A 25,997-nucleotide genomic window follows, 5' to 3' on the forward strand; every position below is an offset into this window, starting at 1 on the left:
TAAATCAGGAGGCAGTATGGGAAAGGAATGCGGAAAGTCAAAGACGGTCCACGCAAAGAAATGCGCGGTCACGCGGGCGCTGGAGGTCATTGGCGGCAAGTGGCGGCTGCCGATCATTTGGGAGCTGTCCGCTCAGGAAAGCATGCGCTATAACGAGCTCAGGCGGCATCTGGACGGAATCACGAACATTATGCTGACCAGGGCGCTGCAGGGACTTGAAAAGAACGGGCTGGTCCAGCGGGTGGAACTGGAACGGATCCCTCCCCATGTGGAATACTCTCTGACCGAAAGCTGCAAGCAGCTGCTTCCGGCGCTGGAAATCATCAACGAGTGGGGAAAAAGCCGGATGCTTGACGCCGGATGTGAGGAGACCGGCTCGGACAAAAATTTAATTAATACAGATATAAAATAAGAAGACAGGAATGAGCAGAAATATGATGAATGAAAAAGAGATCGCAGAAATCCGCCGCCGTTTTCGTCCGGATAAGAGCAACATCAATCGAATTCGGGGCTGTTACGTCAATGACCAGAAGGAAATCGTCTCTGAGTTCCGCCAGTCTCTCGGGCTGATGCCTCAGGAAGAGAGCGAAGAACTGTTGACGATTCTGAAAAAGACCCTGTCCGGCGCTGTCGGAAAGAATCTGATCGATATCGAGTTCACGACTCAGCAGGTGCTGGAAGGCGGGGAACACAAGCTGCTGATGCGGCTCAGGGATTCCTCTCTGGAAGATGACGCCGCCGTTCGTCAGTTCTATGAAAATGCGATTCAAACGCTCGACGTGGAGGGCAATTACCTCATTCTCTTAGCTTACGACAAATATGACGTGCCTTTCTATTCAAAGGACGGAGAAAAACAGGAGGATTCGTCGGAAGTGTTTTCGTACTTCCTGTGCAGCATTTGTCCCGTGAAGATGTTAAAGCCTTCGCTTGGCTTTTATGTATCCGAAAATGAATTCCGCAACATTACATCGGATTGGATCGTATCTCCTCCCGAGCTTGGGTTTATGTTTCCGGCTTTCAGCGATCGCAGCGCCAATCTGTATAATGCTGTCTATTACACCCGCAACCTTGCGGAAAACCATAAGGAATTCGTGGAAGCTGTGTTCAAAAGCGAAATTCCCATGCCCGCTGCCGCCCAGAAGGAAACATTCGAATCCATTTTGGGCGATGCGGTTGCTGACGACTGCAGCATCGACGTGGTGCAGACAGTCCATGAACAGTTGTCCGAAATGATCGAGGAGCACAAAGCGAACAAAGAAGATCCATTGTTGATTTCCAAAGAAACAGTAAAGGGAATTCTGCAGTCCTGTGGTGTTTCGGATTCCCATATGGCCCAATTTGGCGAAAAGTACGATTCCGAATTCGGTGCCGGCACGGAAGTCTGTCCGCAGAATATTATCGATCATAAACAATTCGAGATTCGAACCCCCGACGTCACGGTCCGCGTGAACCCGGAGCGAAGCGACCTGGTGGAAACAAGAGTCATTGATGGCACGAAATACATCCTGATTCGTGCGGATGAGGGCATTGAGGTAAACGGCGTGAATATAAATATTTCATAACGGCGCGTTTCCTTTCCGGCATCCTGCGCAGTCTGTAGATATCGGTACATCGATAGACTTCCTATCGCGATATTCTGCGAGTGTCCGGCTGCTCGGATACAAGCCTAATCTCCTGCGTACTTTATAAATTGATTCTGCAATCAGAATTCCAGTTTCATGCGAAGTTTCAGAGAGCCATCTGAACTTCGCATTTTTCGTGCATAAATAAAAAAATGCCCTCGCTCGTACATGCCCCCGGACGGGCATGCCTTAGAACCGGAGAGGGATCATTCTCATATTTTGTACTGATGCTTTTCTGAGGCGGCCCAATTGGCCGGAAGGCACAATTCTGTGAATCGCGGTATATCTTCGTATAAAGGAGGTCCTTCTTTTTGAACTATAATCTCTGCGGCCTTACCGGCCGCGTTGTCATACTGGAAGATCCCTGCTATGACGAGGCGAGGCAGAACTACAATCAGGCCATTCAGCAGTACCCGCTGATCATCAATTACTGCCGCGATAAATGGGATGTCGCCAACGCCGTGATCTGGTCGGAAAAATATCATATGCCGATTCGGATCCGCAACGGCGGCCACAATTATGAAGGCTACTCGAACGGCGACGGCGTTCTGATCATCGACGTGAGCGAGATGATTGACATGGACCTGGATGAGAACAAAAATCTTCTGTATGTTCAGGGCGGCGTGACCAATGAACTGGTGTATGAATTCGTGTCTTCGAAAGGTTATCCTTTTCCCGGCGGCACCTGCCCGACGGTTGGAGTCGGCGGCTACGCTCTGGGGGGAGGATGGGGACTCTCCTGCCGGTTTCTGGGACTGGGATGCGACAGCCTTGAGGAGATTGAGCTGGTGAATTTCAAAGGTGACATCATCAAGGCGAACCGGACCTGCAACGAGGACCTGTTTTGGGCCTGCCGGGGGGCCGGAGGCGGAAATTTCGGTGTTGTCGTGTCGATGACATTCAGGCTTCCTCCCAAGACGGGGAACGTAACCCTGATCGAAATCGACTACCTTCATGTAACCTCTGGAGAGCAGGAGGAATTTCTTGGGATCTGGCAGGAATGGCTGAAAAGCGCCGACCCCAGGATTACGCTGATCGCGAGAGTGTATCACTCCGTCAACGACGGCCTTGCGATGCTGGCGAGGGGCATCTTTTACGGCGGGCCGGACGAGGCAAGGCAAATGATGAAGCCGTTTCTCGAACTTGCCGGGGCGGAATCCAGCTTTGAGTTTATAACGTTTCTTGAAGCGGTTACCATGATCGGCAACACTTACCCTCCTTTTGAAAAATTCCAGTCCGCAAGCCGTTTTGTGCTTCATGATTTCAGCAGGCGGGAGATTTCAGGGCTCGTAGGGTTGATCCGCAGCCGTGCGGAAGGCTCAGTCTTTGCGGGTTTGTCCCTGTATGCGCTCGGCGGCAGAGTCCGCGAAATTTCAACGGACGAGACGGCCTTTTTTTACCGAAAGGCGCACTTTATCATCTGGTTGGAAACCGTTTGGGAGGAAAACCGGTTTGCCAATGAGAACAGGAGCTGGGTAAACGACCGTTTCCCTGCTCTCGCGTTCGTGACAACGGGCTCCTATGTCAATTTTCCTTACAGCAGACTGCCAAACTATCTGGAAGAGTATTATGGAACGCATGTCCGCAGGCTGGAATGGATCAAGGAGAAATACGACCCGGATCATGTTTTCTCATTCCCGCAGGACCTCCGGGGCGAGCCGCCGTTCCAGGTGCGGATCCCCGAAAATCACAGGGATGAAGTCCCGGCGAAAGCGCCGGGTGACGCGGCTTATCGCGGTTTTCGTTATGTTGGGAACCACACCGGCTGAAAGCCGTTTGCCGCGGCCATCCGCCAGTGCTCCGAGCGGGCCGGCGTGAAGGTTCAACGCGGAGCTGCCGATCCCCGAAAATCCCGGCAAGTCCCGTTTTAAACCGCAGAGTACAGCCAGTGCCCGCCGGGCCCCGGCACACATCGGGCTTTTCCCTTGTGAACAAGGTAATCCAAGTGGGATTTTGCTTCCCCCAGGGCGAACATTTTCTGCGCGGGCGGAAAATCGGCCCAGCTTTTCGCCCTGATCTTCCACGACATCTGAGAGGCGGTTTCATAACAGGTCTGTTGAGGCCGGCGGACGAGAATGGAGTGCGTTTCTTCCAGCCGTTTTTCATGATGTGCCAGAAGCTGCTCCACGCGGGCAGCCATGGACATACCTCTGGTTGTGCGGTGGCCTGGAAGGGGGATCCGCACGTCGTAAGCGGCGATTTTTCTCAGGCTTTCCAGATAGTCTCCAAGGCTGTCCTCCACTCCCGGCCAACAGGTGATATTTGGAGTGATGTCAAAAAGGACGTGATCGCCCAGGAACATCAGCCGATTCGCGGCATTGTAAAGGCAGAGATGGCCCGGCGTATGGCCGGGCGTGGAAATACAGGTGAACTGATAACCGCCATAGAAAAGCGAATCGCCGTCCTGAAGCAACTCGGCCCGAAAAGGGGGAGAAATATATTTCCACGCGGGCGTGCTGGCCATGATGGCTTCCATTTCCTCATCGGAAGCGCCCAGGCCGACGTACTCCGGGAAACATTCGCGCCATGTCTTGTCATGCCTGTAATTCTGCTGCAGGCTGTAATCTGTTTTTCCCATAAGGATATGAGCGCCGGCAGCCCCAAAATCCGCGGCGAGGCCGCTGTGGTCGGAATGCATGTGGGTCAGATAAAGGTCGGTTTTGGACACGTCCGCGTTCAGTTCCCTGAGCCCGTCCCGCAAATCAGACCGGCATTCGTCCATGTTGAATCCGGTGTCGATGAGCAGATTCCGCTCATCACCCCGTCCTCGGATGAAATAACTGTTCAGGACCCTGAGCGAATTTCGTGGCAGATTGACCGGAATACGATAGATTCCGTCGAATACTTTGGCGATCATGTTTATGTTTCCAGCTTTCATTTCATGCTGTGGCGCCTGATGCGCAGGCTCCGATGAAAAAGAAGGGATACCCCGGATCTTCATCACGGGATACCCCGACGGAAAAAGGACATGCCAGTTTTTTTCCGGAGTTGCGGTCTGTTCCGGATCAGGACGGAGAAAATGGCGACGCTTCCAAGCCCATCAGACGGAGGGTTCCGGAATATTGAAATCCTTGGGTGATTTGGTGGTGGCTCCCGCGCGGTACAGGGTCCAGCAGGTCATGGACTGCCATTTTTCGATGAACGTGTCCGCCTCGTCGCCGGTATAACCCAGAGGCTGCAGGGAGAGGTTCTGACAGAATTTCTGGAAGGTATCGGTTTGATAAGCCTTGTAGAAAGCGTCCTGAAGTGCTTTCACTACGGTGTCCGGAGTCCCCTCCTTGACGAACGCTCCATAGAATGGCCCCCAGTTGTCCAGCATTCCTTTATACTTGCTGTTGCATTCCTCCAGGGTCGGAACGTCGGTAAGCTCTTTGTTTGCACAGCGTTTGTTGGTATAGACTCCGAGGGCTTTCATCTTCCCGGTAGCGATGTACTGGATGGCGGCGGACTGCGCGATCACAGAAGCGTCCACTTCGCCGCTGATCAGAGCGGGCTGCAGCGTGCCGTCTCCATCATAGGTAATGGAGTTGTATTTAATCCCCTCGACCATGCAGGTCAGCGCAAAGCAGTTAAAAGGCAGGCCGCCCACACCGGTCGTTCCGACGTTCAGTTTGCCCGGATTGGCCTTGGCGTAGTCGATCAGGTCCTGGTAGGAGTTAAACTTCGAGTCGGCCGGAACGACTAAAATCCCCACGTTTTTTGCCAAAACGATAACGGGAATATAATTGCTGTAGTCGATGTCACCCAGATTGAGCAATTTATAGAGGGGCGGATTCTCCGCGTTCAGCAGAAGGTTGTATCCGTCGGCAGGCTGGTCGTGGACATATTTTGTCGCGATATAGCCGGTGCCGCCGGTCTTGTTGGTAAGAACAATGGTCGTGCCGAGGTTCTTCGCCGCCAGCGGGCAAATGGTGCGCATGACGTTGTCGGTACCGCCGCCGGCTGCCCAGGCGATGAACCCGTTGATGCTTTTGCCTTTATCGGGATAGGTGCTGTTTCCGCCCGCTGCGTTGCCCCCGCCCGTTGTGCCGCTGCAGCCCGTCGCAAGAATAAGGATTGTCATGGATGCCAGAATGATGGACAAGATTCTTTTCATATTTTACCCCTCCTAAAGTTTCACCGGTTCAGTAAAGGATTGCGGGCCGGTCCCGCCGCCCTCTTCCGCCTTTCAGCTTTCTGTGGCGCTTTTTTTGCGGAATAGGGCCAAAAACCGCTGCTTAGTGCTTTTGGGAATCGCTATAAAAATAACGAACAGAAGAAGAATCAGGGAAATCGGATGAGTAAAGAAACCGGCGACGAATTCTCCCAACTGGCCGTGTGCGATATTCATGGCCCTGCGCCAGTTGGTGTCGAGAATGTTGGACAGGATAATGCCGAGCACCATCGTTGCGACGGGAAAATCGTGCATTTTAAAGAGATATCCGAGGATTCCGAAGAAAAACATCCAGTAGATGTCCGTGACGCTGTTGTTGATGGAGTAGCTGCCGATCACCGACAGAATTACAATGACGGGAATAATGACATGCTTCGGCACCTCGACCACTTTGCAGAAAAGATGGATGCCCGTCAGGCCGAGAACAAGCAGGAAACAGTTCGCGAGAATCAGAGCGCCGACGATCGTCCAGAAGAACTCCGGCTGATCCTGCATCAGGAGCGGACCCGGGCGGATGCCGTGGATGGTCAGGGCGCCGATCAGGATCGCCGTGACCGAGTCGCCGGGGATCCCGAGCGTCATCATGGGGATAAACGCGCCGCCGATGGCGGCATTATTGGCGCTTTCCGGAGCGATCACACCGGCATAGGCCCCTTCGCCGAAGGGGCGGTTGGGATTCTTTACCGAGCGCTTGGCGTGATCGTAGGCGATCAGGGCCGCAATGTCCCCGCCGGTGCCGGGCAGCGCCCCCACGAGCGTTCCGAGCGCGGAGCAGCGCATCGCAAGGGGCATATAATGTTTCATGATTTTCCAGTCCGGCAGAATTCTCTGAATCTGCTGCTTCACCGGCTTCAGGTTAAAATGCAGCTGGTACAGGGCCTCGGACATGCCGAACAGGCCGATCATGACCACGACAAAATTGATGCCGGCCAGGAGGCTGGGGATGCCGAACGTCAGCCGGGGCTGGGCCGTGACGGAGTCCATTCCGATCATTCCGACCACCACGCCGAAAAAGGCGGTGATCAGCGCCTTCGGCAGGGATCCCTTGCTCAGGGAGCCAACCAGGAACAGCGCCATGATCGCCAGCAGCAAATAATCGCGGGCGGCGAAATTGATGGCGAGGCGGCCGATCAGGGGAGAGAGCAGCGTCAGGCACAGCAGTCCGACGAATCCGCCCAGCACCGATTCGGTGGTGCTCAGTCCCATCGCGGTCCCCGCCTCTCCCTTCTGGGCCAGCGGATATCCGTCGAAGCCCGTCGCCACAGCCGCGGGGGCCCCGGGGATGTTCAGCAGGATCGCGGAGCGGCTCCCGCCGTATACGCCGCCGGTGAAGACGCCGATCATCAGCGCCAGGGCCGGATTGGTATCCCAGGAAAAGGTAAAGGAGATCAGCAGTGAGACCGCCATCGTCACGGAGAGTCCGGGAATCGCGCCGATGTAAATTCCAAGGAAAACGCCCACTGCAATCCAGAGAATCATCGTGATGGAAGTGTAAGCTGTAAAAAATCCACCAAAGCCGTTGAAATAACCGGAGAATAAAGATGCCAGAGATGCCATGGACGCATCGCTCCTTTCCAAAATTAAGGCAGAACGACCTGCATGAGATAGTGGAAGATCACCAGGATGGCCGCTACCACGCCCACGGAAATAAAAACCTTATGAAGCGGTTTTCTGCGGTCGAGCAGGTACATCGTGCCGAAAAGAAAGACCAAAGAGGTCACGGTAAAATGCGCAAACGGCAGCAGCACCCCATAGGCCAGAACCATAGCCAGCAGGACGATCACGTCTCTGGAAACCACATGCCTGACGGCCTCTTTCAATCCCCGCTCCCTGAATTTATCCCGGAACAGGATTCCGCACGTCACCAGGATAATCAGGAAGAATATCGCCAAAATGAAGAGCTGAGGCAGGGAATTGGGGTTCGTCAGACCGGTAAAAATGCCCTCCAGCTTCAGCGAATCGACAAACAGCGCCAAAGTGATGAGAAACATCAGTCCCAGAAGCCAAATTTCACCCGGAGCATGCTTTGGGGTGCCCTCGTCACCCGGCTTGACTGCGGCGCTGTCCTTTTCCCGCTCCGCGGCCTCCGCTTCTATTTCCTTGTTTTCCATGATACTCCTCCCTTCTTTTAAAACCTTCCCCGGCAGCTTGAAAGTTCTATGTATGCTTCCGCGCTATATTGTTTCCAAGAAAGCGCGTACCGATTCAAACATGCCGGATCAGGTGTGGTCCGGGGCCAGAAATCCGAGCCGTTCCAATGTCAGCAGGACGTTGCGCCCCGCCTGAACGCCGCTGATGATCTGGCCGGCCTTCAGACTGTCGCCAATATTGAGAATTTCCACGGAGCCGGAAAAATCAGAGCGAAGCCCGTCCAGTACCGGCGCATAAGGGCGCATTCCCAGACAGATGAATCCATAATCCAGCGGAAGCGCAGACTGCTTCCCATCCGTTTCCACAAGAAACTGCGTTTTCCGGACCTCCAAAAGTCTGGTGCCGGTCAGCTGCCGCACTTTATATTTTTCCATCATGTTACTGTCGCATACCTTGGTGATCGGATCAAGGTCGCTGCCAAGGGCGGGCAGCAGTTCCACAACCGTCACCTCGGCGCCGCGCTGCGCAAAGAATTCCATCATATCCAATCCGACCGCTCCGCCGCCGGCAATCACGACCTTTTTCCCGGTCATATCCGCCGGATAGCTGTCCACATGATCGATCATGGAGAAAACCGTATGGATCGGACTGCCCTCCTGATCGGTCGTTTCACGCAGGCCCGGGATATTCGGCAGGACCGGAACGGAGCCGGTGGCGTTGACAATGACGTCCGGCCGCAGATCACGGATCTTTCCGGTGCTTGCCGGAGTGTTCAGGAGCACGGTCAAATTTTTGAGATTGGAAGCCCGGCGGATCAGATAGGCTGTAAAGTCGCCGATCCTCGCCTTATCCGGCAGCCGGACAAGGTCCGTCGTGTGGCCTCCGAGATGATCGGACTGCTCCAGAAGAGAAACGGTGCAGCCGACTTCGGCGGCAGTGCAGGCGGCTTCCAACCCGGCCGTGCCGCCGCCGGCCACGACAACGTTGCATGGGCGTGAGACCTTCCGGCTGCGGTAGGCGTCCCCCTCCACGACCGCCGGATTGACCGTGCAGCGCAGAGGGCGGTTCTTTCCGATCCGGTTTCCCGCGCAGCCGATATTGCAGGAAATGCATTTGCGGATCTCATCCTTTTTCCCGTTTTTCGCTTTCCAGGCCCAATCGGGGTCTGCGATCAGGCAGCGGCCCAGTCCGATCAGGTCTGCGTCGCCCCGCTCCAGAATATCCTCCGCCACCTGGGGATCACGGATGTTGCCCATGGTGATTGTGGGTTTTCCAAAGCGGTCCCGGACCGCGCGCGCCATGTAGGAGCGCCAGCCGTCGGGCCGGAAGCAGGAATCGATCTGATATTCCAAAGAGTCGTTCAGGCCGCAGGATACATTGAATACATCCACCAGGCCGGCGACATACTTTAGGTATTCCAAAGTGTCGTCCAGAGTGTTTCCGCCCGGGACAAATTCGTCCGCAGACAGCCGGAGCATGACCGGGAAATTCGGGCCGACCTGGCTGCGGATCTCTTCGGCGGCCTCGCGGAGGAATCGGGCCCGGTTTTCGGGAGTGCCTCCGTATTGATCCGTGCGGCCGTTGGTGGTGGGAGAGAGAAATTGGCTGAGCAGATAGGAATGCCCGCCGTGAATCTCCACGCTGTCGAATCCCGCAATCTGCGCCCGTTTCGCAGCCGCGCCGAAATCCTTCACGATTTTCTGAATCTCTTCCACAGTCAGGGGACGGGGGATTTCATTCCCCCGCTTGCTGGGGCGGCTGGATGCGGAAACAGGCTGCATTCCGATCCGGGAAGAGCGGGCGGAAGCGCCCGCATGATTGAGCTGAATGGAAACGGCGCAGCCCTGGGCGTGAAGGGCTTCGCACAGTTCAAAGAAGCCGGGAATGAAACGATCCTCGTCCAAACGGAGCTGGGTTGTTCCGTTGGAGCCGGCGGGGAAGGAGACATTGGCGTTCTCGACAATGATCAGTCCGGTGCCTCCCCTGGCTCTTTGAATATAGTAACGCATGTGTTCCCGGCTGATAGAGCCATCCGCACAGGCAAAATTTGTTCCCATAGGCATCATAACAGTGCGGTTCTGAATCGTCAAGTTTTTTATCTTAAGAGGTGAGAAAAGGACCGGAAAGGAACAACCTTCCATGACAACGGCATCTCCTAATTTTAAAAATCATGAAACCTGGAAATAGTACGGGATGGTGTGCTGATAGGCCTGATTATTTCTTTTCAAGGATTTTGGCGATGGTCATCCGCTGGATCTGATTGGTGCCCTCGAAGATCTGGAAGATCTTAGCGTCGCGCATCAGTTTTTCCACCGGATATTCGCGGCTGTAGCCGTAGCCCCCAAAAATCTGAACCGCATTGGAGGTAACCTCCTGCGCCGCGTCGGTTACAAATGTCTTGGTAATGGAACCTTCCATGCGCAGGTCGCGGTGTTCGTCCTTGTCCAGCAGACGCATGGTATTGTTGACCAGGACACGGGAGGCTTCGGTCTTGATGGCCATATCCGCCAGCATGGACTGCACCATTTGGAATTTGATGATAGGCTGCCCGAACTGTTTGCGCTCCTTGGCGTAGGCCACGGATTCGTCCAGAGCGCGTTGCATGATGCCCACGGCCAGCGTAGCGACGAAAGCGCGCGAGATGTTCAGGGCGCCGAGGGCGACTTTAAGGCCTTTGCCTTTTTCACCGACAATGTTCGTTGCGGGAACGCGGACGTTGTCGAAGATCAGTTCGGTGGTGTTGGAAAGGCGGAACCCCATCTTTTTCTCGTGGGCGCCGACGGAAAAACCCGGGGTGTCACGGTCGATCAGGAAAGCCGTAATGCCCTCTTCCGTCCGGAAAAAGCTGACATACAGGGAAGCGCAGGCGCCGTTGGTGGCAAAGGTCTTGGTGCCGTTCAGGATGTAGTCGTTTCCCTCTTTGGCCGCGGTTGCGCGCAGGGCGCCCGCGTCCGAACCGGCGCCGGGCTCCGTGATGGCGAAGCAGGCGAACTTTCCAGAGGAAAGCACATCGGCGAAATACTGCGCCTGCTCTTTGGTTCCATAGAGCATAACGTTTCGGAATGCTACGAAATTCGTTACAAGAGTGTCGGCATAACCGGCGTCGACTTTGGCCAGCTCCTCGAAAAGCATTGCGGTCGTTTCAAAGTCGAGGCCCATTCCGCCGTACTCCTCTGGGATTTCCGCCATATGCAGACCCATATCGAGAGCAGGCTGAAACAGTTCGACGGGGCATTCGCCCTTTTCGTCACATTCCGCGACATGAGGTTTGACCGCCTTTTCCGCCAGGTCGCGGACCATTTCAATCAGTTCAGTTTGCTCATCAGTATAAAGCAGAGCCATTTTGATAACATCCTTTCCTAAAAAAACTAAAGCGATGGGAAATAGACAATTCGTACAAAGCGGGCGCAGTAAAACCGGTTTTTTTTGGACCTGCTGGACTTTGTTTATAATATAACACGTTTCATTGGTTTCAACAATTGAAAACGGGTAGCGATAGATAAGTCCTATAGGTTCCTACTAAAGCGCAGGATTTTCCGATTAGTATTTTAGAAGAATTGATGCTACAATAAACAAAAAATCAGGCGCTACAGCTTACAGAATCAGCATTTTAACAACACTGTATGTCTGCTTTTTTGATCAAAGCATGGGTTGCGGTGAGCGCAGTCCATACGCACACACCTTTGGGTTAAAATTTTCACATTCATTTTAGGAGGTAAAAAATGAGCAAATTGAGCGATGAGCAATTTCAGGCGTACCTAAAGCAGATTCGTGAATTGGCCGAGGGCCCGTTCGACGAGATGCAGAAAGAAATCGAGGTCACGAACAAGTTCCCTCAGGAATTTTACGATCTTGCAATCAAAAATGATCTGTACCGTTTTGCACTGCCCGAAAAATACGGCGGGTTCGGCCTGACCGAGAAGCAGATCCTGATGGTACAGGAAGAGTTTTCCCGCGGCCCCGGCGGCATGCGCATGCATCTTCATCATGCGGCCGACCTCGACTGGCGCATTCTGGACGACTTTGGCAGCGATGAACTGAAAGCCCAGTATATGGACAAATTTCAGGATAAGACCGTTTACTCCAACTTCGCCCTGACGGAAAAAACCGGCGGAACCGGCGCCGACGTTCATACCACCGCGATCAAAGACGGCGACTACTACGTCATCAACGGGGAAAAGACCCTGATTTCCCATACGGACTGCTCCGATTTTACCTATCTCATTGTGAGCACGGACCCCACCTCCGACAAAGACAGCCGTCTGTCCGCGTTCTTTGTGGATGTTCATACCCCCGGCTACGAGATCGTCCCGATGCCCCATATGATGGGCTGCCGCGGCGCCGGCCATGCCGGGCTGCGCTTCACCAACATGCGCGTCCACAAGAAATTTCTGCTGGGCAAAGAGGGTATGGGCCTTGAGATTGCGATGCACTCGCTCGCTGTTTCCCGCGCGCATATCGCCGTCAGCAACCTTGGCATGGCGCAGAGAATGCTGGAAATGACGATCAAACGCGCAAAAGACCGCGTCACGTTCGGCAAGCCCCTGATCAAGCGCCAGGCGATCCAGCAGACCATTGCCGACATGGGAACCGAAATTCATGCCCTCCGCCTGATGATTTATGATTTCGCCGAGGACTACGAGGCCGGCCGCGACATTGAAATGAAGGCCGCAATGTGCAAACTGCACAGCATCAACACCGTGAAGACGGTTTCCGACGCCATGCTGGAAATCTTCGGCGGCATCGGCTACTTCGAGGACTGCGAGTACGGCCCTACCGAGCGCCTGTACCGCGACTGCCGCGCCATGTGGCTGGAGGAAGGCCCGCGCACGGTCCAGCGCCTGACTGCATTCCGCGGCCTGGAGAAGAACGGCGGCGTTATTTCCTACAAGGACAACGGATACCGGACCGTCTGAGCTTCGGGGACGCCGCCCTGGGCGGCGTCCCGCATCTGGGCAAACAACAAAGAAAGAAAGTGATTCCATTGAAGCCTTTGGAAGGAGTCAGGGTTGTTGATCTGACGACGTTTCTGGCTGCGCCGACCACTGCCCGCGTGCTTGGCGAGTGGGGAGCGGACGTGGTCAAGGTGGAGTCGCCCAAGGGCGACCCCGGACGCACGCAGGGCGCGGTGTTCGGAATGCCGTATGAGGACGATGAGAACCTCGGCTTTGACATGTCCAATATGAACAAGCGCTTCATCACCCTGAATCTTAAGACCGAAAAGGGCCTTGAAGTCATGCACAGGCTCCTTGCGGACGCCGATGTGTTCATCACAAATATCCGAAGCAAGTCTCTGGCCAAGCTGGGTCTGAACTATGAGACGCTGAGCGCAAAATATCCGAAACTCGTTTGGGCACAGTGCCTCGGTTACGGTGAGAAGGGTCCTGAAAAGGATTCCGCCGGATTCGACGTGACCTGCTATATGGCCCGCGGCGGCGTTTTCGGAACAACTGTGAACAAGGGCGACGCCCCCATGATTCCCACCAACGGCTACGGCGATTTTCAGGTTTCCATGTGCGTTGCCTCCGGCATCAGTGCGGCGCTGTTCAACCGGACCCGCACCGGCCGGGGCGAAAAGGTTACGGTCAGCCTGCATCACGCGGCCGTCTTCATGCTGAGCACCGCCGTCGTTTCCGCCCAGTATGGCAACAAATACCCCAAAAGCCGTTTTGAGGTCATTTGCCCCACAAACAATGTCTACCGCACCAAAGATGACAAGCTGATCGCGATGTGCGCCCCCGAGTACGACCGGGACTACAACAAGGTTATGAAGCTCATCGGCCGCGGGGATCTTGTCGGCCATCCGGATTATTCGAATTGCGACCACATGAATGCTTTACATAAGAACGCAGAGGTCGTAAAGATTTTTGATGAGGCGATCGGTCAGTTTAACCGCGCCGAGATCCTGAAAATCTTTAAGGAGAATGACGTTCCCTGCGAAGCATGCTACGAGCCTCTCGATATGTACGAAGATGAGCAGGTCTGGGCGAACGGGGTTATGACGAAGCTGGACTGCCCGTCCGGCGAGCGCTGCATTGCGACCAACCCGGTTAAATTCGGCTCTTACGCCGAACCGAGCTACAAAGTTTCTTCCGCGCAGGGGACCGATACCGTGGAAGTGATGAAAGGAATCGGGTACAGCGAAAGCGAAATCAGGGAATACCTGACCGAAGGCGCCGTTCAAGGCAAGAAGGCGCTGAAATAACCGCTGGAATTACCGACGATTTTTAATTTTGAAGAGGAGTATGAGAACGTGAAAGCAAAAAAGTACTTGTGGGTTTTAGCTACCGTTTATTTGGCTTACTTTACCCAAGGCATCCAGGCTTTGGTTCTTAGTCAAAACAAGGTTTCATTTTATACTCAATGGGGATTCACAAACGCCGATGCCGGTGCGGCGGCAGTCAGCGCAGCCATCGCTTTCACCGGTCTCGGCAAGTTCGTATCCGTATGGGTTTGCGGTGAAATTTCAGACAGGATCGGCCGCAAACCGATGGTATTTGTCGGCGCCCTGGCCTATGTGCTCAGTTTCTTAGGCCTGCTGGTTACTTCCAACGTTGTGGTTGCTAACGTCTGTGCCTTCGGTTTGGGTGCCGCAACTTCCTGCTTTGACGGAGCCAGCTATCCCGCCGTGCAGGAAAGCTGGGTAAAGGCCCCCGGCACCGCGCTGATCCTGATCAAAGGGTTTATCTCCGTGTCGGGCCTGATGTACCCGCTTCTGGTCGTTTCCCTGACGCAGGCCGGTAATTGGAAGATGGGAATCATTATTCCACTTATTTTGTCTGTTCTTACTTTCCTTATCGCAATTATTACCCCGTTCTCTTATGATGAGGAAATGAAACGTCGCAAAACGGATCCGGCAGCCAAAGCTGCTTATGAAAAGGAGCTTGCCGAAAAGAAGCACGTTCTCGATGCGGATGCCAAGAAGGCCGCTGCCCGCTTCAAATCCACCCCGCCCAAATTCGTCGTTGTCGGCTGCGCTGTTTATGGATTTATCGCTATGGCTACCATGTACTCTGCACAGCAATACATCAAGGCGTTCGGCAAGGTTGTTGTCGGAATGAGCGACATGAGCGCCGCCGGGCTGACCAGTGTCTATACCGCCGGTTCACTGATTGCTGTCATTGTCTGGGGCTTCTTTATGGCAAAATTACGTTGGCGCACTTTGAAAGTTTTGCTGATTGATCTTGCCGGTTCTGTGTTGGGTTATGGCCTGGTCTGTATCGTCCGCGTTCCCGCCATGGTTTACCTTGCCACCTTCATGATCGGCCTGTTTGCTGCCGGCGGCGCCCTGCAGTGCGGCGTTTCCCTCATGCAGGAATTCCATCCCGGCAACAAGGGCAGAAACCTCGGTATTTACTACACATTTATGGGGGCTGCATCCTACGCTATTCCCTATATTCAATCTTGGCTGATTGGTTCAAGCTCCGAGGCCTCTGCTACGGTATCCTGCTTACTGCTCAATCTCGGCATGGCTGTTGTCGGACTCTTCTTCATGATCTATCTGAGTGTTAACTATAAGAAGTGGTTCGGCGTCAGCGTCATGTCAAAAGCCGGCGGAGACGATTAATTTCGATCAGCTTTCTTTTCGCGATAGCGGTTTGGGTCTGGTCGGAAATTGACGTTTCTCGTTAAAATTTGAAGAATTCCAACGAAAGGCATAAAATCTCAGGGGAAGCTTCCCTGGGATTTTATGCCGTCATTACAGAACGTGCTAAGAAAGATTTTCCTCGACTTTTGCCGCAAAAAGGCCGGAATCTGTAAGTTGTTCTCAGCAAAAACAAGACATAGCTTAAATACTTCAAAATCTGTTTTATTAAAGAGAGGAGAAGATATATCATGGCAGAAAGAATTACCGGACATACGGAACTGATTGGTCTGATCGCTTATCCGATCCGCCATTCCAGTTCTCCGAAAATGCACAACGAAGCATTTGCAAAATTAGGTCTAGATTATGCCTACCTGGCGTTTGAGGTGGACAACGATACTCTGGAGGATACTGTGAAGGGCCTTCGCGCGATGAAAGTACGCGGCTTTAACGTATCGATGCCAAACAAGACGGTTATTTCCAAATATCTCGACAAACTGACTCCTGCCGCCGAAATGTGCGGAGCGGTTAATACCGTCATCAACGACAATGGCGTATTGACGGGAACAATCACAGACGGTATCGGTTATATGACCGCGCTCAAAGACGCCGGCATCGATATCATAGGAAAGAAGATGACGATTGTCGGAGCCGGCGGCGCGGCAACTGCGGTCGAGGTGCAGGCTGCGCTCGACGGCGTGTCTGAGATGTCCATTTTCAATGCAAACGATAAATTCTGGCCGAGAGCCGAGCATAATGTTCAAACAATCAATGAGAAAACGAAATGTAAGGCAACACTGCACAGGCTGGAGGACCTTGACGATCTAAAAGCCGAAATTGCGTCGAGCCCCCTGTTTGCCAATGCGACAGGCGTAGGTATGAAGCCGCTGGAAGGCCGGACTTATATCCCGGATCAGTCTTTCCTGCGCCCTGACCTGATCGTTACCGATGTTGTTTACGCTCCGACAGAAACCGCGCTTTTGAAAATGGCGAAAGAGGTCGGATGCAAAACAATGAACGGCCTGGGAATGATGTTATATCAGGGTGCCGCCGCGTTCAAGCTTTGGACCGGGAAAGAAATGCCGATCGATTATATAAAAGAAGTCCTCAATATCCATTATTAAGCTGCGGCTGATTGCTGTCAATCCTAGCCAAAATGGTGAAAGGATGAGTAAGCCATATGAAAACAGTTACTGTAAAAAACGTTGTTCTCGGTGATGGAATCCCGAAAATCTGTATCCCGATCGTCGCAAGGACCAAAAAGGATATTGTCGAGGAAATCAAAGGTCTCAAGCAGTACCATGCGGATCTTGTCGAATGGCGCGTGGACTGGTTTGAAGACGCCGACGATATCGAAAAGATCAAAGAAGTACTGCGAGAGCTTGCTCCTGTTGTTCAAGAGCTTCCCCTTCTGTTTACATTCCGTACCGCGGAGGAAGGCGGAAACCGGCCGGTCGACCCGGAGTCCTATGTCAGGATCAATCAGGAAGCAGCGGCGAGCGGAGTTGTAGATCTGATCGACGTCGAGTTGTTCAAGGGTGATGAAGTGATGAAAAAACTTGTCGAAAGCGCTCACCGCTCAGGCGTGAAAGTCGTGGCTTCCAGCCATGATTTTGAAAAAACTCCGCCGAAAGATGAAATCCTCTACCGGTTAAGAAAAATGCAGGATCTGGGGGCCGATATCCCAAAGATAGCGGTTATGCCCAAATCCAAACTGGACGTTCTGGAACTGCTTGAGGCCACTGCCGTTATGTCGGAGAAATATGCCGACAGGCCAATTATCACGATGTCCATGTCCGGCCCTGGTGTGATTTCACGCCTGTCAGGGGAACTTTTTGGCTCCGCGCTGACTTTCGGCGCAACCAAAACAGCCTCGGCGCCAGGTCAGATCGGCGCAGAGGATCTTTACGGAGCACTGCACCTCCTGCACAACAGCCTGTAAGGGCCCCGATGACGGGGGTTCATTTCCTGAGAGCTAGAGTATCGCTTTTACGGAGGAGCCCGTTTCGTCTTTTATCCTGGGTGCTGGTGGGATAGTCTGCGGCTTTGCGTCTATTTTACCAGCGTCAGGGCAAATGCGGGAATATAAAAAATTACGCATAAAGGAGATTTTCCATCATGGGAGACTGGATTGACGGCCATACAGTGCCATTCGGGCTGCTCGGCTCGCCGGTGGGACACTCGGGTTCGCCGGCCATGTATAATTATTGTTTTGAGAAAGACGGGTTAAACTGCGTTTATCTCGCGTTCGATATCGACCTCAATACGCTGGACGCCGGAATGAGCGCGGTCAAGGCCCTTCATTTCAAAGGAATCAACGTCACGATGCCGTGCAAGAGCGCCGCGTTGAAATATGCGGACGAGTGCACCAAAGCCGTTCAGCTGATCGGCGCAACCAACTGCATGGTATGCGAAGATGGAAAATGGATCGCACACAATACCGATGGGATCGGTTATGTGAACAATCTGAAGGCGCACGGCGTCGATGTCGCGGAAAAGAAAATCACGCTGATCGGCGGCGGCGGGGTCGGCATGGCAATCCTGGTCCAGTGCGCGCTCTCCGGCGCAAAGGAAATCTCCGTCTTCAACATCAGGGATTCTTTCATGGGAAATCTGGAGAAGCACGCGGAGCTGGTCAACCGCGAAGTTCCCGGCTGCACCGTCCGCGTCCTTGATCTGGCGGATAAGGATAAACTGAGCGCGGAGATCGCAAGCAGCCAGATCCTGACAAACGCTACCCGCGTCGGCATGGCCCCGCAGGAACAGTCCACGCCGATCCCGGATGCCGGCGTATTCCACAAGGGCCTTACAGTTGCGGATACGGTATACAATCCGCGTGAGACCCGGCTGATCCGGGAAGCAAAAGCCGCCGGCTGTCTTGGAATCGGCGGGATCGGCATGCTTGTCCGCCAGGGTGAAGCGGCGTACCGGATCTTCACCGGAAAAGCTATGCCCGTCGAGGAAATTCAGAAAAAATTCTTCGACAACTGACCAATGCCCCTATCCAAATATTATCTAAGTTAAGATCGGCTCATTGTAAAAATCACCTCTATTTGTTATAATAAATAGAGATGATTTTTATCATGTAGAGATTATTTCTATTTTTCGGGTGTTTAGCGTGGTGACGGGAAGAGGGACTTTTATGAATTTGTCTCAACTGTATTATTTTAAGAAGCTTGCAGAGGTTCAGCACTATACAAAGGCTGCAAAGGAACTCTATATCACGCAGCCCAGCCTGAGCGAGGCAATCTCTTCCCTGGAATCGGAGCTTGGCGTCCGGCTGTTTTTGAAGAACGGGCGCAATATCAGGCTGACCCAATACGGACAGGAGTTTTATCAATACGTTTCAGCGTCGCTCAACGAACTTGACAAGGGCGTCAATGTAATCCAGGAACAGGTTAAGGATATCGGAGGGACGATTGAAATCGGCTGTATCGCCACGCTGCTGGTTGGATTCATGGCGCGCGCGATGTATTCCTATCGCGAGTCTGTGAGCGAAAAGACGGTTTTCCACGTTTTTGAAACCCCCACCGCGGTGGCGATTGAAGGCCTGAAGTCGGAAATCTACGATATCGCTTTCTGCTCGAAGGTGGAAGATCCCGATCTGCGGTTTACTCCGATTCTGGAGCAGGAGATCCTGGCGCTGGTGAATCAACAGCATCCGCTGGCAAAATGCGAAACGATCACGCTCAGGGATCTGGCGGGCTATAATCTGATCACTTATCGCCCGGATATTCAGATCGGCAGGGATGTGGGCACACTCCTGGCTGAAAACGGCCTGAAGGCGGAACAGCCTTTTATGGAGGAAGGCTCCATAGGAGCCAGCGTGCAAATGAATCCGATCGTTGGCATCGTTGCCAACACCGTCTGGCTCAGCCAGTATCCGAATCTGGTGAGGATCCATTTCTCCGATGTTCCAAGGGGGTTCCGGAAAGTCTGCATGGCGTATAATTCAAAGCACTTTATCAACCGGCCGACGGAGCGCTTTATGGACTTTGTGCTGTCCCACCTTGATACGCTGGTGTCGGAGGAATACAGGCTTGAGAACGGCTGAGGTTACGGCGACTTTCTGCTGCCCTGGGGAGCCGGCGCTTTCATCTTATCCATGGGAACCTGCAACAGCCCGAGTTCTCTGTTCCAGGCGAAGAGAGCGAAGCCGCGCTTGCAGCGAAACGTGCATTCCAGACAGGGGTCCTCGTCGCAGTAGCAATAGGCGTCGGTGTCGGCAAGGGCGAACACAATGGAATGCTTGGACGGCGGGATGTATTTCAGCTGCCCGCCGGTAAAAGTCTTCAGGCAGATCCATTCGGGCGCGAGCGCGTCCGTGCTGGAGGACCAGGTCACTTTGACGGCGTTTTCATTGAACCCGCCGACAATCTCATAATCGATCATCAGACCGCAGCCGGCTTCCAATGGGACCGGCTGCAGTTTTTTCATCGGCGCGGAACAGCACCGCACCTCCGCGTCCGCGGTTCCGATCAGTTGAAAGACGCTGCCGCATGACTCGCAGAGAAAAAATTGCGGATCGCCGCAGATCGGTTCCGGCTTTCTGGTTTCCCGAGCACGCCTCGGCCCAAATCTCTTATCCGGCATCGTTTGAACTCCTTGCCTGCATCTGCCCGTGGGAATCCCGCCCCGTTCGGCGGGCCAGTTCCTGCGCGAGCAGATACTTTTTTATCTTTCCCGATTCCGTCATTGGAATCGCGTCTATATTTTCCACCCGTTCTGGCCAGGCATACTTGGAGACGTTGGATTTGCGCAGGAAATCCGTCAGCATTTGCAGTGTGACCGGCTTGGCCGGATCGGACGGCACCACAAATGCGCAGATCCTTTCTCCGAGCCGGGGGTCCGGCATACCGATCACGGCGGAGTCCCGGACGGCCGGACAGCGGAGCACGTTTTCGTTTAGGGAATTTGCGTTCAGGTTCACTCCTCCGCGGATGATGACGTCTTTCATTCTGCCCACGACCCGGATATTCCCTTCCGGATCGCGCGTGCAGATGTCTCCGCTGTGAAACCAACCCTCGTCGTCCAGAACCTTTTCTGTGGCGGCGGGATCGTTCATGTAGCCGACAAAAACGTTGGGACCGCGGGACCATTCCTCCCCTTCGGTGCCGTCCGCGGCGTCCCTTCCGTCCCGGCCGATGATGCGGACTTCAATTCCGTCGATCGGTCGGCCGGCGGAGGGCTTGATCTCTGCGGACCATTCGGCCGGCCGGATCAATGTGTGTGGAATACTCTCCGTGGAGCCGTAGCATTCACACAGGCGGATCCCATGTTTAGATGCTTCCCTGACAAGATAGGACGGCACGGGGGCGCCTCCGCACATAAATAGCCGAAGAGTCGGCATTTGCTTCCTGGTTGACTGGAGATACTTGAGGATATCGTATACGAACGTGGTGGTTCCCATGGAATAGGTACAGCGCTCGCGGTTGATCAGCCCGACGGCATCATCGGCGGAAAACTTCTTTTCGAGCACAAGCCCTGCGCCTGCAAGCATGGTTGCCAGCACGCCGTGCGCAAAACCGGTGGCGTGGTACAATGGAGCCGGCATAAACATAATATCCTCCGGAGTGACCCCGACCGCCCGGTTGAACCCCTGTTCGCAGAAGATCAGGTTATTGTGGGTCAGCATGGCGCATTTTTTGGCGCCGGCCGTACCGGACGTGCAGATCACCGCAGCGACCGATTCGCTTCCAACGGGACCGGCGCCGCGCAGCGTGTCCATGTTCTGGGGAACATCGACAATTTTTCGAAGGGTTGGGTAACCGGCAGCGGCCGTCCCCTGAGTTTCCTCCACCTGGATCACGGCGCGGATGCCCGGATGCCGGGAGTACATCTGCCGCGCAAGTACCGTGTAATCCACGCCTTTATAGGCCGTGGGGCAGAAGTATGCCCTGGTTCCAACGCGGTCAAAGATCTCAGATAGCTCTTCCGCCTGAAACGAAGGGGACAGAGGGTTTGCAATTGCGCCGATCTTCAGGCAGGCGACCGTGATGATGACGAATTCGCTCCAAACGGGAATCTGGAAGGAAACGGCATCCCCGGGGCAGATGCCGGCGGAGAGAAGGTATGCCGCCAGTCTGCCGCTTTTCTCATCCAACGCTCGGTATGTGTACCGAAACCCGCGGTCGTCTGCAATGTATTCACGATCCCCGAATCGAACAACGGCGTCGTTCCAACAGTCCAGCAGCGTCCGCGCGGTCCAGTACCCCTTTTTGTAGTAGAGTTCTTTCTGACGGCCGTTGACCTTTCCCTTGTCTGTCATCTATTTCCGCCGCTCCTCTCTGGGCATTTTAAACTGTTATCATTATACAATAAGATGTACAAAATACACAATGATCATGGTGAAAATAATGTATCGTTTTGTGCTATTTATATCGAAGCAAGCATAGGGAAAAACTATCATTTCTGCGGTAGATCGATTTGCTTCCGGTTATCCGGAACTTGGGGAAGATGATGCCGTATACTATATATAGAAGAAGAGCACTGCATGATTGTGCAGTACTCTCTCTTAACCTTCCGGACCCGGCGCGATGACGCCTCATTTCAAGCCGGGGTGATTTCGATCCGGTCCAGAACATACAGCAGAACGCTGGCCACAGTGACGACTGTGTCGGACTCGTCCCGGATGACCGCCCGCACGTTGCACAGAGTTTTTCCAACCTTTTCAGGCGTTGCGGTGCAAATGAGCCTGTCGCCGCCGGCCGGCCGGAAAAACTGAAGATTCATGGTTGCCGTGGTCACGTCGAGCCCGCGGCTGAAGCAGGAGAACGCCGAAATCACATCGACGAGAGTGCTGAGCGCTCCGCCATGGCAGAACCCGTGCAGGTTCCGGTTCTTATGGGAGAGGAGGATCTCGCCCTCTGCCATGCCGTCGCCGAGGCGGGTCAGGTTGATATCGGAGAGAAGGGGGTAGTTTTCTTCCGTGTTGAATTTTTGATGAAGATACCGGTCCCAGGATTCTTTCGTCCAGGGTTTGCCGCCGTTTGTTCTGTCAAAAGCCATCATCAGTCATCCTTTTCTGCATTTGGCAATTCGCTGTTGATTAGAAGCGTGGATTTATAAATTATTCTATAATAAAACACGGGAATAAAGCAAGCGGCAAATGATCGGAGTTTTTGCGCATTGTAAAAATAGCTATAATTTTTCCCTATGAGTCCGGTTTTATAGCCTTTTAATTTCAAAATCTTGTCGCTGCATTCCGAAATTGCGGCTGCAATCCTTCTTAAGGACCTGTTGTGGCCCGCGGCGGGTGGAATTTGTCGGTTTCTTAAAAATAAGACGCAATTGACTGAGGATAATTGGATGTTTCAACAATTGAATTTAACAATTTAAAGTGCTATATTATATGTAATCTAAAACTAAAAAGGAGGCCCCCGAAAATGCGCGGCAATTTTTCCTCCAAAGTTATCGCTGACGATGTTCGCACAAAGGCGGGCCGATTTTATTATGCCTATTATTACTTTTTTACTTTTGCAAAACATAATAGGCATGCCATTACGGGACGATAGTCTCTTCTATATTTTCAGAGAAACAGTGGCTTGTCTTAAAAAGGCAGGCCACTGTTTTTATATTTAAATGGATTGACAAGAAAGAGGGATAACATGAGAAAGAGAATTCCGGCATTCCTGTTGGCCGCAGTGATGGCGCTGTCGCTGACGGCGTGCGGAGGCGCTCCAAATTCTTCCAAAGCGGACTCGTCGCCGGCGGCTTCCGATGGATCCGCGCCGGCCGCATCCAAGCAGTCGGAAGCAAAAAGCTATACCGTTGGAATCTGCCAGCTGGTGCAGCATCCTGCCCTTGACGCGGCAACAAAGGGCTTTCAGCAGGCACTGACCGACAAGCTGGGAAGCAAAGTCACCTTCGATGTGCAGAATGCGTCCGGGGACACGGCTACCTGTGCCGTTATCAGCAATCAGTTCGTTTCTTCCAATGTAGACCTTATTATGGCAAATGCCACGCCGGCCCTTCAGGCTGCCCAGACGGCGACAAGCAAAATTCCGATCCTCGGCACTTCTGTCACCGATTACGGCACTGCCCTCGGCATTGACAACTGGACCGGCGCGAGCGGAAAGAATGTCTCCGGTACCTCCGATCTGGCTCCTCTCGACCAGCAGGCGAAAATGTTGAATGAGCTTTTTCCAAAGGCTAAAAAAGTCGGCATCCTTTACTGCTCCGCGGAGCCGAACTCCAAGTATCAGGCCAAGGTGATTACGGAAGAGCTTTCAAAGATGGGGTATACCTGCAAAGAATATACCTTCTCCGACTCTAACGATGTGCAGTCCGTCACCAAGACGGCGGCTTCCGAAAGCGACGTGCTGTATCTTCCCACGGACAACACCGTCGCTTCAAATACCGGAATCATCAAAAACGTCTGCCTTCCTGCGAAAATCCCGGTGATTGCCGGAGAGGAGGGCATCTGCTCCGGCTGCGGTATCGCGACGCTTTCCATCAGCTATTATGATTTGGGGTACACGACGGGTGAGATGGCCTATGACATTCTTGTCAACGGTGCGGATCCTTCCACGATGAAAGTAAAGTACGCTCCCAAATTCACAAAAGAGTATAACCCCGATATCTGCAAGGAGATGGGGATTACTCCCCCCAGCGGCTACCAGGCGATCCAGAAAGCGTCCTGACGAGTTTACGCGAATTGAAGTCTGCGGTGTCTCCGAACGGAGGCACCGCTTTGCCCTTTTGATTTCTCGGCACAAAGAAAGGAAAACGCTATGGAACCAATGGCCTATCTCTCCTCTCTCGACCCCATGAATTTTCTCACAGCCGTTCCGGGCAATGTCGCGCAGGGCATTATTTGGGGGATCATGGCTCTGGGGGTATTCATCACGTTCCGGCTGCTGAATTTCGCGGATCTGACGGTGGACGGCACCTTTGCAACAGGCGGCGCCGTGGCGGTCGTTCTGATTCTTGCGGACCTGCCGGTTCCGCTGGCTCTCGCCGCCGCTGTGGCCGCGGGGTTTGCCGCGGGGCTTGTCACCGGCCTGCTCAACACCGTTCTGGGAATTCCGGACATCCTCGCGGGGATTCTGACTCAGATTTCGCTCTGGTCGGTGAACCTGGTTGTCCTGAGCGGCGCAAACAAGGCGGTAAACGTGGATAAATATCCGTTGATCGTGACACTGCGGAATGTTGAAAGCTCCATTGTCACAGCGCTTGTTTTCGCGGCGGTTTTGATCTGCGTCCTGTACTGGTATTTCGGCACAGAGCAGGGAAGCGCCATCCGGGCCACCGGCAGCAACCCTCAGATGGCAAAGGCGCAGGGAATCAATATTGATTTTATGAAAGTGCTTGCAATCAGCTTATCCAACGGGCTGGTCGGGCTTTCCGGCGGACTCCTGGCACAGTATCAGGGATTCGCTGACATCAAAATGGGGCAGGGGTCCATCGTCATCGGGCTGGCCGCCGTCATTATCGGGGAGGTCCTGGGGGACGCGCTTCTCGGCAAACACATGAATTTCGCTTACCGCCTGATTTTTGTCGTGTTCGGCGGAGTCGTTTACTATCTGGTCATCGGCCTTGTCATGTGGCTGAAAATGCCGACGGACCTGCTCAAACTGCTTACGGCCGTGATTGTGGCGATTTTTTTGGCTGTCCCGTATCTCAGGGCAAAGTCGAAAAATTCTTTTGCCCTTGCCGGCAGGAGGGGAGCGCGGAAAAATGCTTGAGTTATGTAAGGTCTGCAAAACATTCAACATTGGCACGGTCAATGAAAAAACAGCTCTCTGCGGAGTTGATCTCCATCTGGACGAAGGGGATTTTGTCACCGTGATCGGGGGCAACGGCGCGGGGAAATCCACTTTGCTGAACGCCATCGCAGGGGTCTGGCCCGTGGACGAAGGGACCATTTCCATTGGCGGCGCGGACGTGACCGGCCTGCCGGAATATAAGCGCGCGCCGTACATTGGCCGGGTTTTTCAGGACCCGATGATGGGGACGGCCGCCAATATGGAAATCGAGGAAAATCTGGCTTTGGCTTTTCGCCGCGGCAGCAGGCGCGCATTGCGGTGGGGAGTCACCAGATCCCAGCGCGAACAATATCACGAAGCGCTGAAAAAACTCGGGCTTGGGCTGGAGGAACACATGACCGCCAAAGTAGGACTGCTTTCCGGCGGCCAGCGACAGGCTCTCACGCTGCTGATGGCTACGCTGCAAAAGCCGAGGCTTTTGCTCCTCGATGAGCACACTGCGGCGCTGGATCCCGCGACTGCCGCGAAAGTACTGGAGCTTTCCGATCAGTTTGTCGCGGAAAACAATTTAACGGCTATGATGATCACCCACAATATGACGGATGCCATCCGTCACGGAAATCGGCTGCTGATGATGAATGCGGGAAAAATTATCCTTGATATTTCCGGAGAGGAGAAAAAGAAGCTGAAAAAGGCCGATCTGCTCCAAAAATTTGCGGAGATTGCCGGTGTGCAGGAAGAGACGGACGAAGTCCTTTTGTCATAACGGTGCATGGAACACTGGTAACGGGAAACACGGCAGCTGATGCATCAAAAACAACAGTCGAAAGCAAATTATA

22 protein-coding genes are annotated in these 25,997 nt (G+C 53.7%); 13 read left to right on the plus strand and 9 right to left on the minus strand.

Features of this window, described 5'->3' with window-relative positions:
• Positions 1–16 precede the first annotated feature (16 nt).
• The 3 genes from VA597_RS03470 to VA597_RS03480 all read left to right on the plus strand — a co-directional run bounded on the left by VA597_RS03470 (position 17) and on the right by VA597_RS03480 (position 3,391).
• Positions 17–412, plus strand: a complete 396-nt coding sequence (locus tag VA597_RS03470) for a winged helix-turn-helix transcriptional regulator (RefSeq protein ID WP_326975180.1) — start codon at positions 17–19, stop codon at positions 410–412.
• Between the two features lie 10 nt (positions 413–422).
• Positions 423–1,562 (plus strand): DUF4317 domain-containing protein, encoded by a 1,140-nt coding sequence (locus VA597_RS03475; RefSeq protein ID WP_326975181.1) that lies wholly within the window; start codon positions 423–425, stop codon positions 1,560–1,562.
• Between the two features lie 371 nt (positions 1,563–1,933).
• Complete coding sequence (locus tag VA597_RS03480) at positions 1,934–3,391, plus strand: FAD-binding oxidoreductase (RefSeq protein WP_326975182.1); 1,458 nt, start codon at positions 1,934–1,936, stop codon at positions 3,389–3,391.
• A gap of 98 nt (positions 3,392–3,489) precedes the next feature.
• On the opposite strand, the gene VA597_RS03485 is transcribed toward VA597_RS03480, so the two are convergent.
• From VA597_RS03485 to VA597_RS03510, 6 genes are all read right to left on the minus strand, one after another.
• Positions 3,490–4,500: an MBL fold metallo-hydrolase gene (locus tag VA597_RS03485; RefSeq protein WP_326975183.1), complete on the minus strand. Its 1,011-nt coding sequence runs from the start codon at positions 4,498–4,500 to the stop codon at positions 3,490–3,492.
• Positions 4,501–4,662: 162 nt separating this feature from the next.
• A complete protein-coding gene (locus VA597_RS03490) occupies positions 4,663–5,718 on the minus strand; it encodes a Bug family tripartite tricarboxylate transporter substrate binding protein (protein ID WP_128741678.1) in 1,056 nt (351 codons plus the stop codon).
• 72 nt (positions 5,719–5,790) lie between these two features.
• On the minus strand, positions 5,791–7,332 hold the full coding sequence (locus VA597_RS03495; RefSeq protein WP_205703197.1) for a tripartite tricarboxylate transporter permease: 1,542 nt from the start codon (positions 7,330–7,332) through the stop codon (positions 5,791–5,793).
• A gap of 23 nt (positions 7,333–7,355) precedes the next feature.
• On the minus strand, positions 7,356–7,886 hold the full coding sequence (locus VA597_RS03500) for a tripartite tricarboxylate transporter TctB family protein (protein WP_326975184.1): 531 nt from the start codon (positions 7,884–7,886) through the stop codon (positions 7,356–7,358).
• A 108-nt stretch (positions 7,887–7,994) separates the two neighbouring features.
• The gene (locus tag VA597_RS03505) at positions 7,995–10,007 is read right to left on the minus strand and encodes an NAD(P)/FAD-dependent oxidoreductase (RefSeq protein WP_326975185.1); all 2,013 of its coding nucleotides are present in this window, start codon (positions 10,005–10,007) and stop codon (positions 7,995–7,997) included.
• 73 nt (positions 10,008–10,080) lie between these two features.
• Positions 10,081–11,208, minus strand: a complete 1,128-nt coding sequence (locus VA597_RS03510; protein ID WP_128741681.1) for an acyl-CoA dehydrogenase family protein — start codon at positions 11,206–11,208, stop codon at positions 10,081–10,083.
• A gap of 380 nt (positions 11,209–11,588) precedes the next feature.
• On the opposite strand from VA597_RS03510, the gene VA597_RS03515 reads away from it, so the two are divergent.
• From VA597_RS03515 to VA597_RS03545, 7 genes are all read left to right on the plus strand, one after another.
• Positions 11,589–12,782: an acyl-CoA dehydrogenase family protein gene (locus VA597_RS03515; protein ID WP_326975186.1), complete on the plus strand. Its 1,194-nt coding sequence runs from the start codon at positions 11,589–11,591 to the stop codon at positions 12,780–12,782.
• 68 nt (positions 12,783–12,850) lie between these two features.
• On the plus strand, positions 12,851–14,071 hold the full coding sequence (locus VA597_RS03520; protein ID WP_326975187.1) for a CaiB/BaiF CoA transferase family protein: 1,221 nt from the start codon (positions 12,851–12,853) through the stop codon (positions 14,069–14,071).
• A gap of 48 nt (positions 14,072–14,119) precedes the next feature.
• Entirely contained in the window at positions 14,120–15,433 is a 1,314-nt protein-coding gene (locus VA597_RS03525) for an MFS transporter (RefSeq protein WP_128741684.1), read from the plus strand.
• Positions 15,434–15,702: 269 nt separating this feature from the next.
• Entirely contained in the window at positions 15,703–16,575 is an 873-nt protein-coding gene (locus VA597_RS03530) for a shikimate dehydrogenase (RefSeq protein ID WP_128741685.1), read from the plus strand.
• 56 nt (positions 16,576–16,631) lie between these two features.
• Complete coding sequence (gene aroD, locus VA597_RS03535; protein ID WP_128741686.1) at positions 16,632–17,393, plus strand: type I 3-dehydroquinate dehydratase; 762 nt, start codon at positions 16,632–16,634, stop codon at positions 17,391–17,393.
• Between the two features lie 176 nt (positions 17,394–17,569).
• Positions 17,570–18,442, plus strand: a complete 873-nt coding sequence (locus tag VA597_RS03540) for a shikimate dehydrogenase (protein ID WP_326975188.1) — start codon at positions 17,570–17,572, stop codon at positions 18,440–18,442.
• Between the two features lie 151 nt (positions 18,443–18,593).
• On the plus strand, positions 18,594–19,505 hold the full coding sequence (locus VA597_RS03545) for a LysR family transcriptional regulator (RefSeq protein WP_128741688.1): 912 nt from the start codon (positions 18,594–18,596) through the stop codon (positions 19,503–19,505).
• Between the two features lie 2 nt (positions 19,506–19,507).
• Here VA597_RS03545 and VA597_RS03550 read toward each other — a convergent pair whose 3' ends face one another.
• From VA597_RS03550 to VA597_RS03560, 3 genes are all read right to left on the minus strand, one after another.
• On the minus strand, positions 19,508–20,044 hold the full coding sequence (locus VA597_RS03550) for a hypothetical protein (protein WP_326975189.1): 537 nt from the start codon (positions 20,042–20,044) through the stop codon (positions 19,508–19,510).
• Complete coding sequence (locus tag VA597_RS03555) at positions 20,034–21,719, minus strand: AMP-binding protein (RefSeq protein ID WP_326975190.1); 1,686 nt, start codon at positions 21,717–21,719, stop codon at positions 20,034–20,036. Before VA597_RS03555 ends, VA597_RS03550 begins: the two co-directional genes overlap by 11 nt.
• A 281-nt stretch (positions 21,720–22,000) precedes the next feature.
• Entirely contained in the window at positions 22,001–22,462 is a 462-nt protein-coding gene (locus tag VA597_RS03560) for a PaaI family thioesterase (protein WP_326975191.1), read from the minus strand.
• 596 nt (positions 22,463–23,058) lie between these two features.
• On the opposite strand from VA597_RS03560, the gene VA597_RS03565 reads away from it, so the two are divergent.
• The 3 genes from VA597_RS03565 (at position 23,059) to VA597_RS03575 (ending at position 25,924) form a co-directional block, all read left to right on the plus strand.
• A complete protein-coding gene (locus VA597_RS03565; RefSeq protein WP_128741692.1) occupies positions 23,059–24,093 on the plus strand; it encodes an ABC transporter substrate-binding protein in 1,035 nt (344 codons plus the stop codon).
• 90 nt (positions 24,094–24,183) lie between these two features.
• The gene (locus VA597_RS03570) at positions 24,184–25,137 is read left to right on the plus strand and encodes an ABC transporter permease (RefSeq protein WP_442861470.1); all 954 of its coding nucleotides are present in this window, start codon (positions 24,184–24,186) and stop codon (positions 25,135–25,137) included.
• Positions 25,130–25,924 (plus strand): ABC transporter ATP-binding protein, encoded by a 795-nt coding sequence (locus tag VA597_RS03575; protein WP_326975192.1) that lies wholly within the window; start codon positions 25,130–25,132, stop codon positions 25,922–25,924. The genes VA597_RS03570 and VA597_RS03575 overlap by 8 nt, the downstream gene beginning before the upstream one ends.
• Positions 25,925–25,997 lie beyond the last annotated feature (73 nt).

It is taken from the genome of Caproicibacter sp. BJN0012 (genome assembly GCF_035986805.1).
Lineage (GTDB): Bacteria > Bacillota > Clostridia > Oscillospirales > Acutalibacteraceae > Caproicibacter.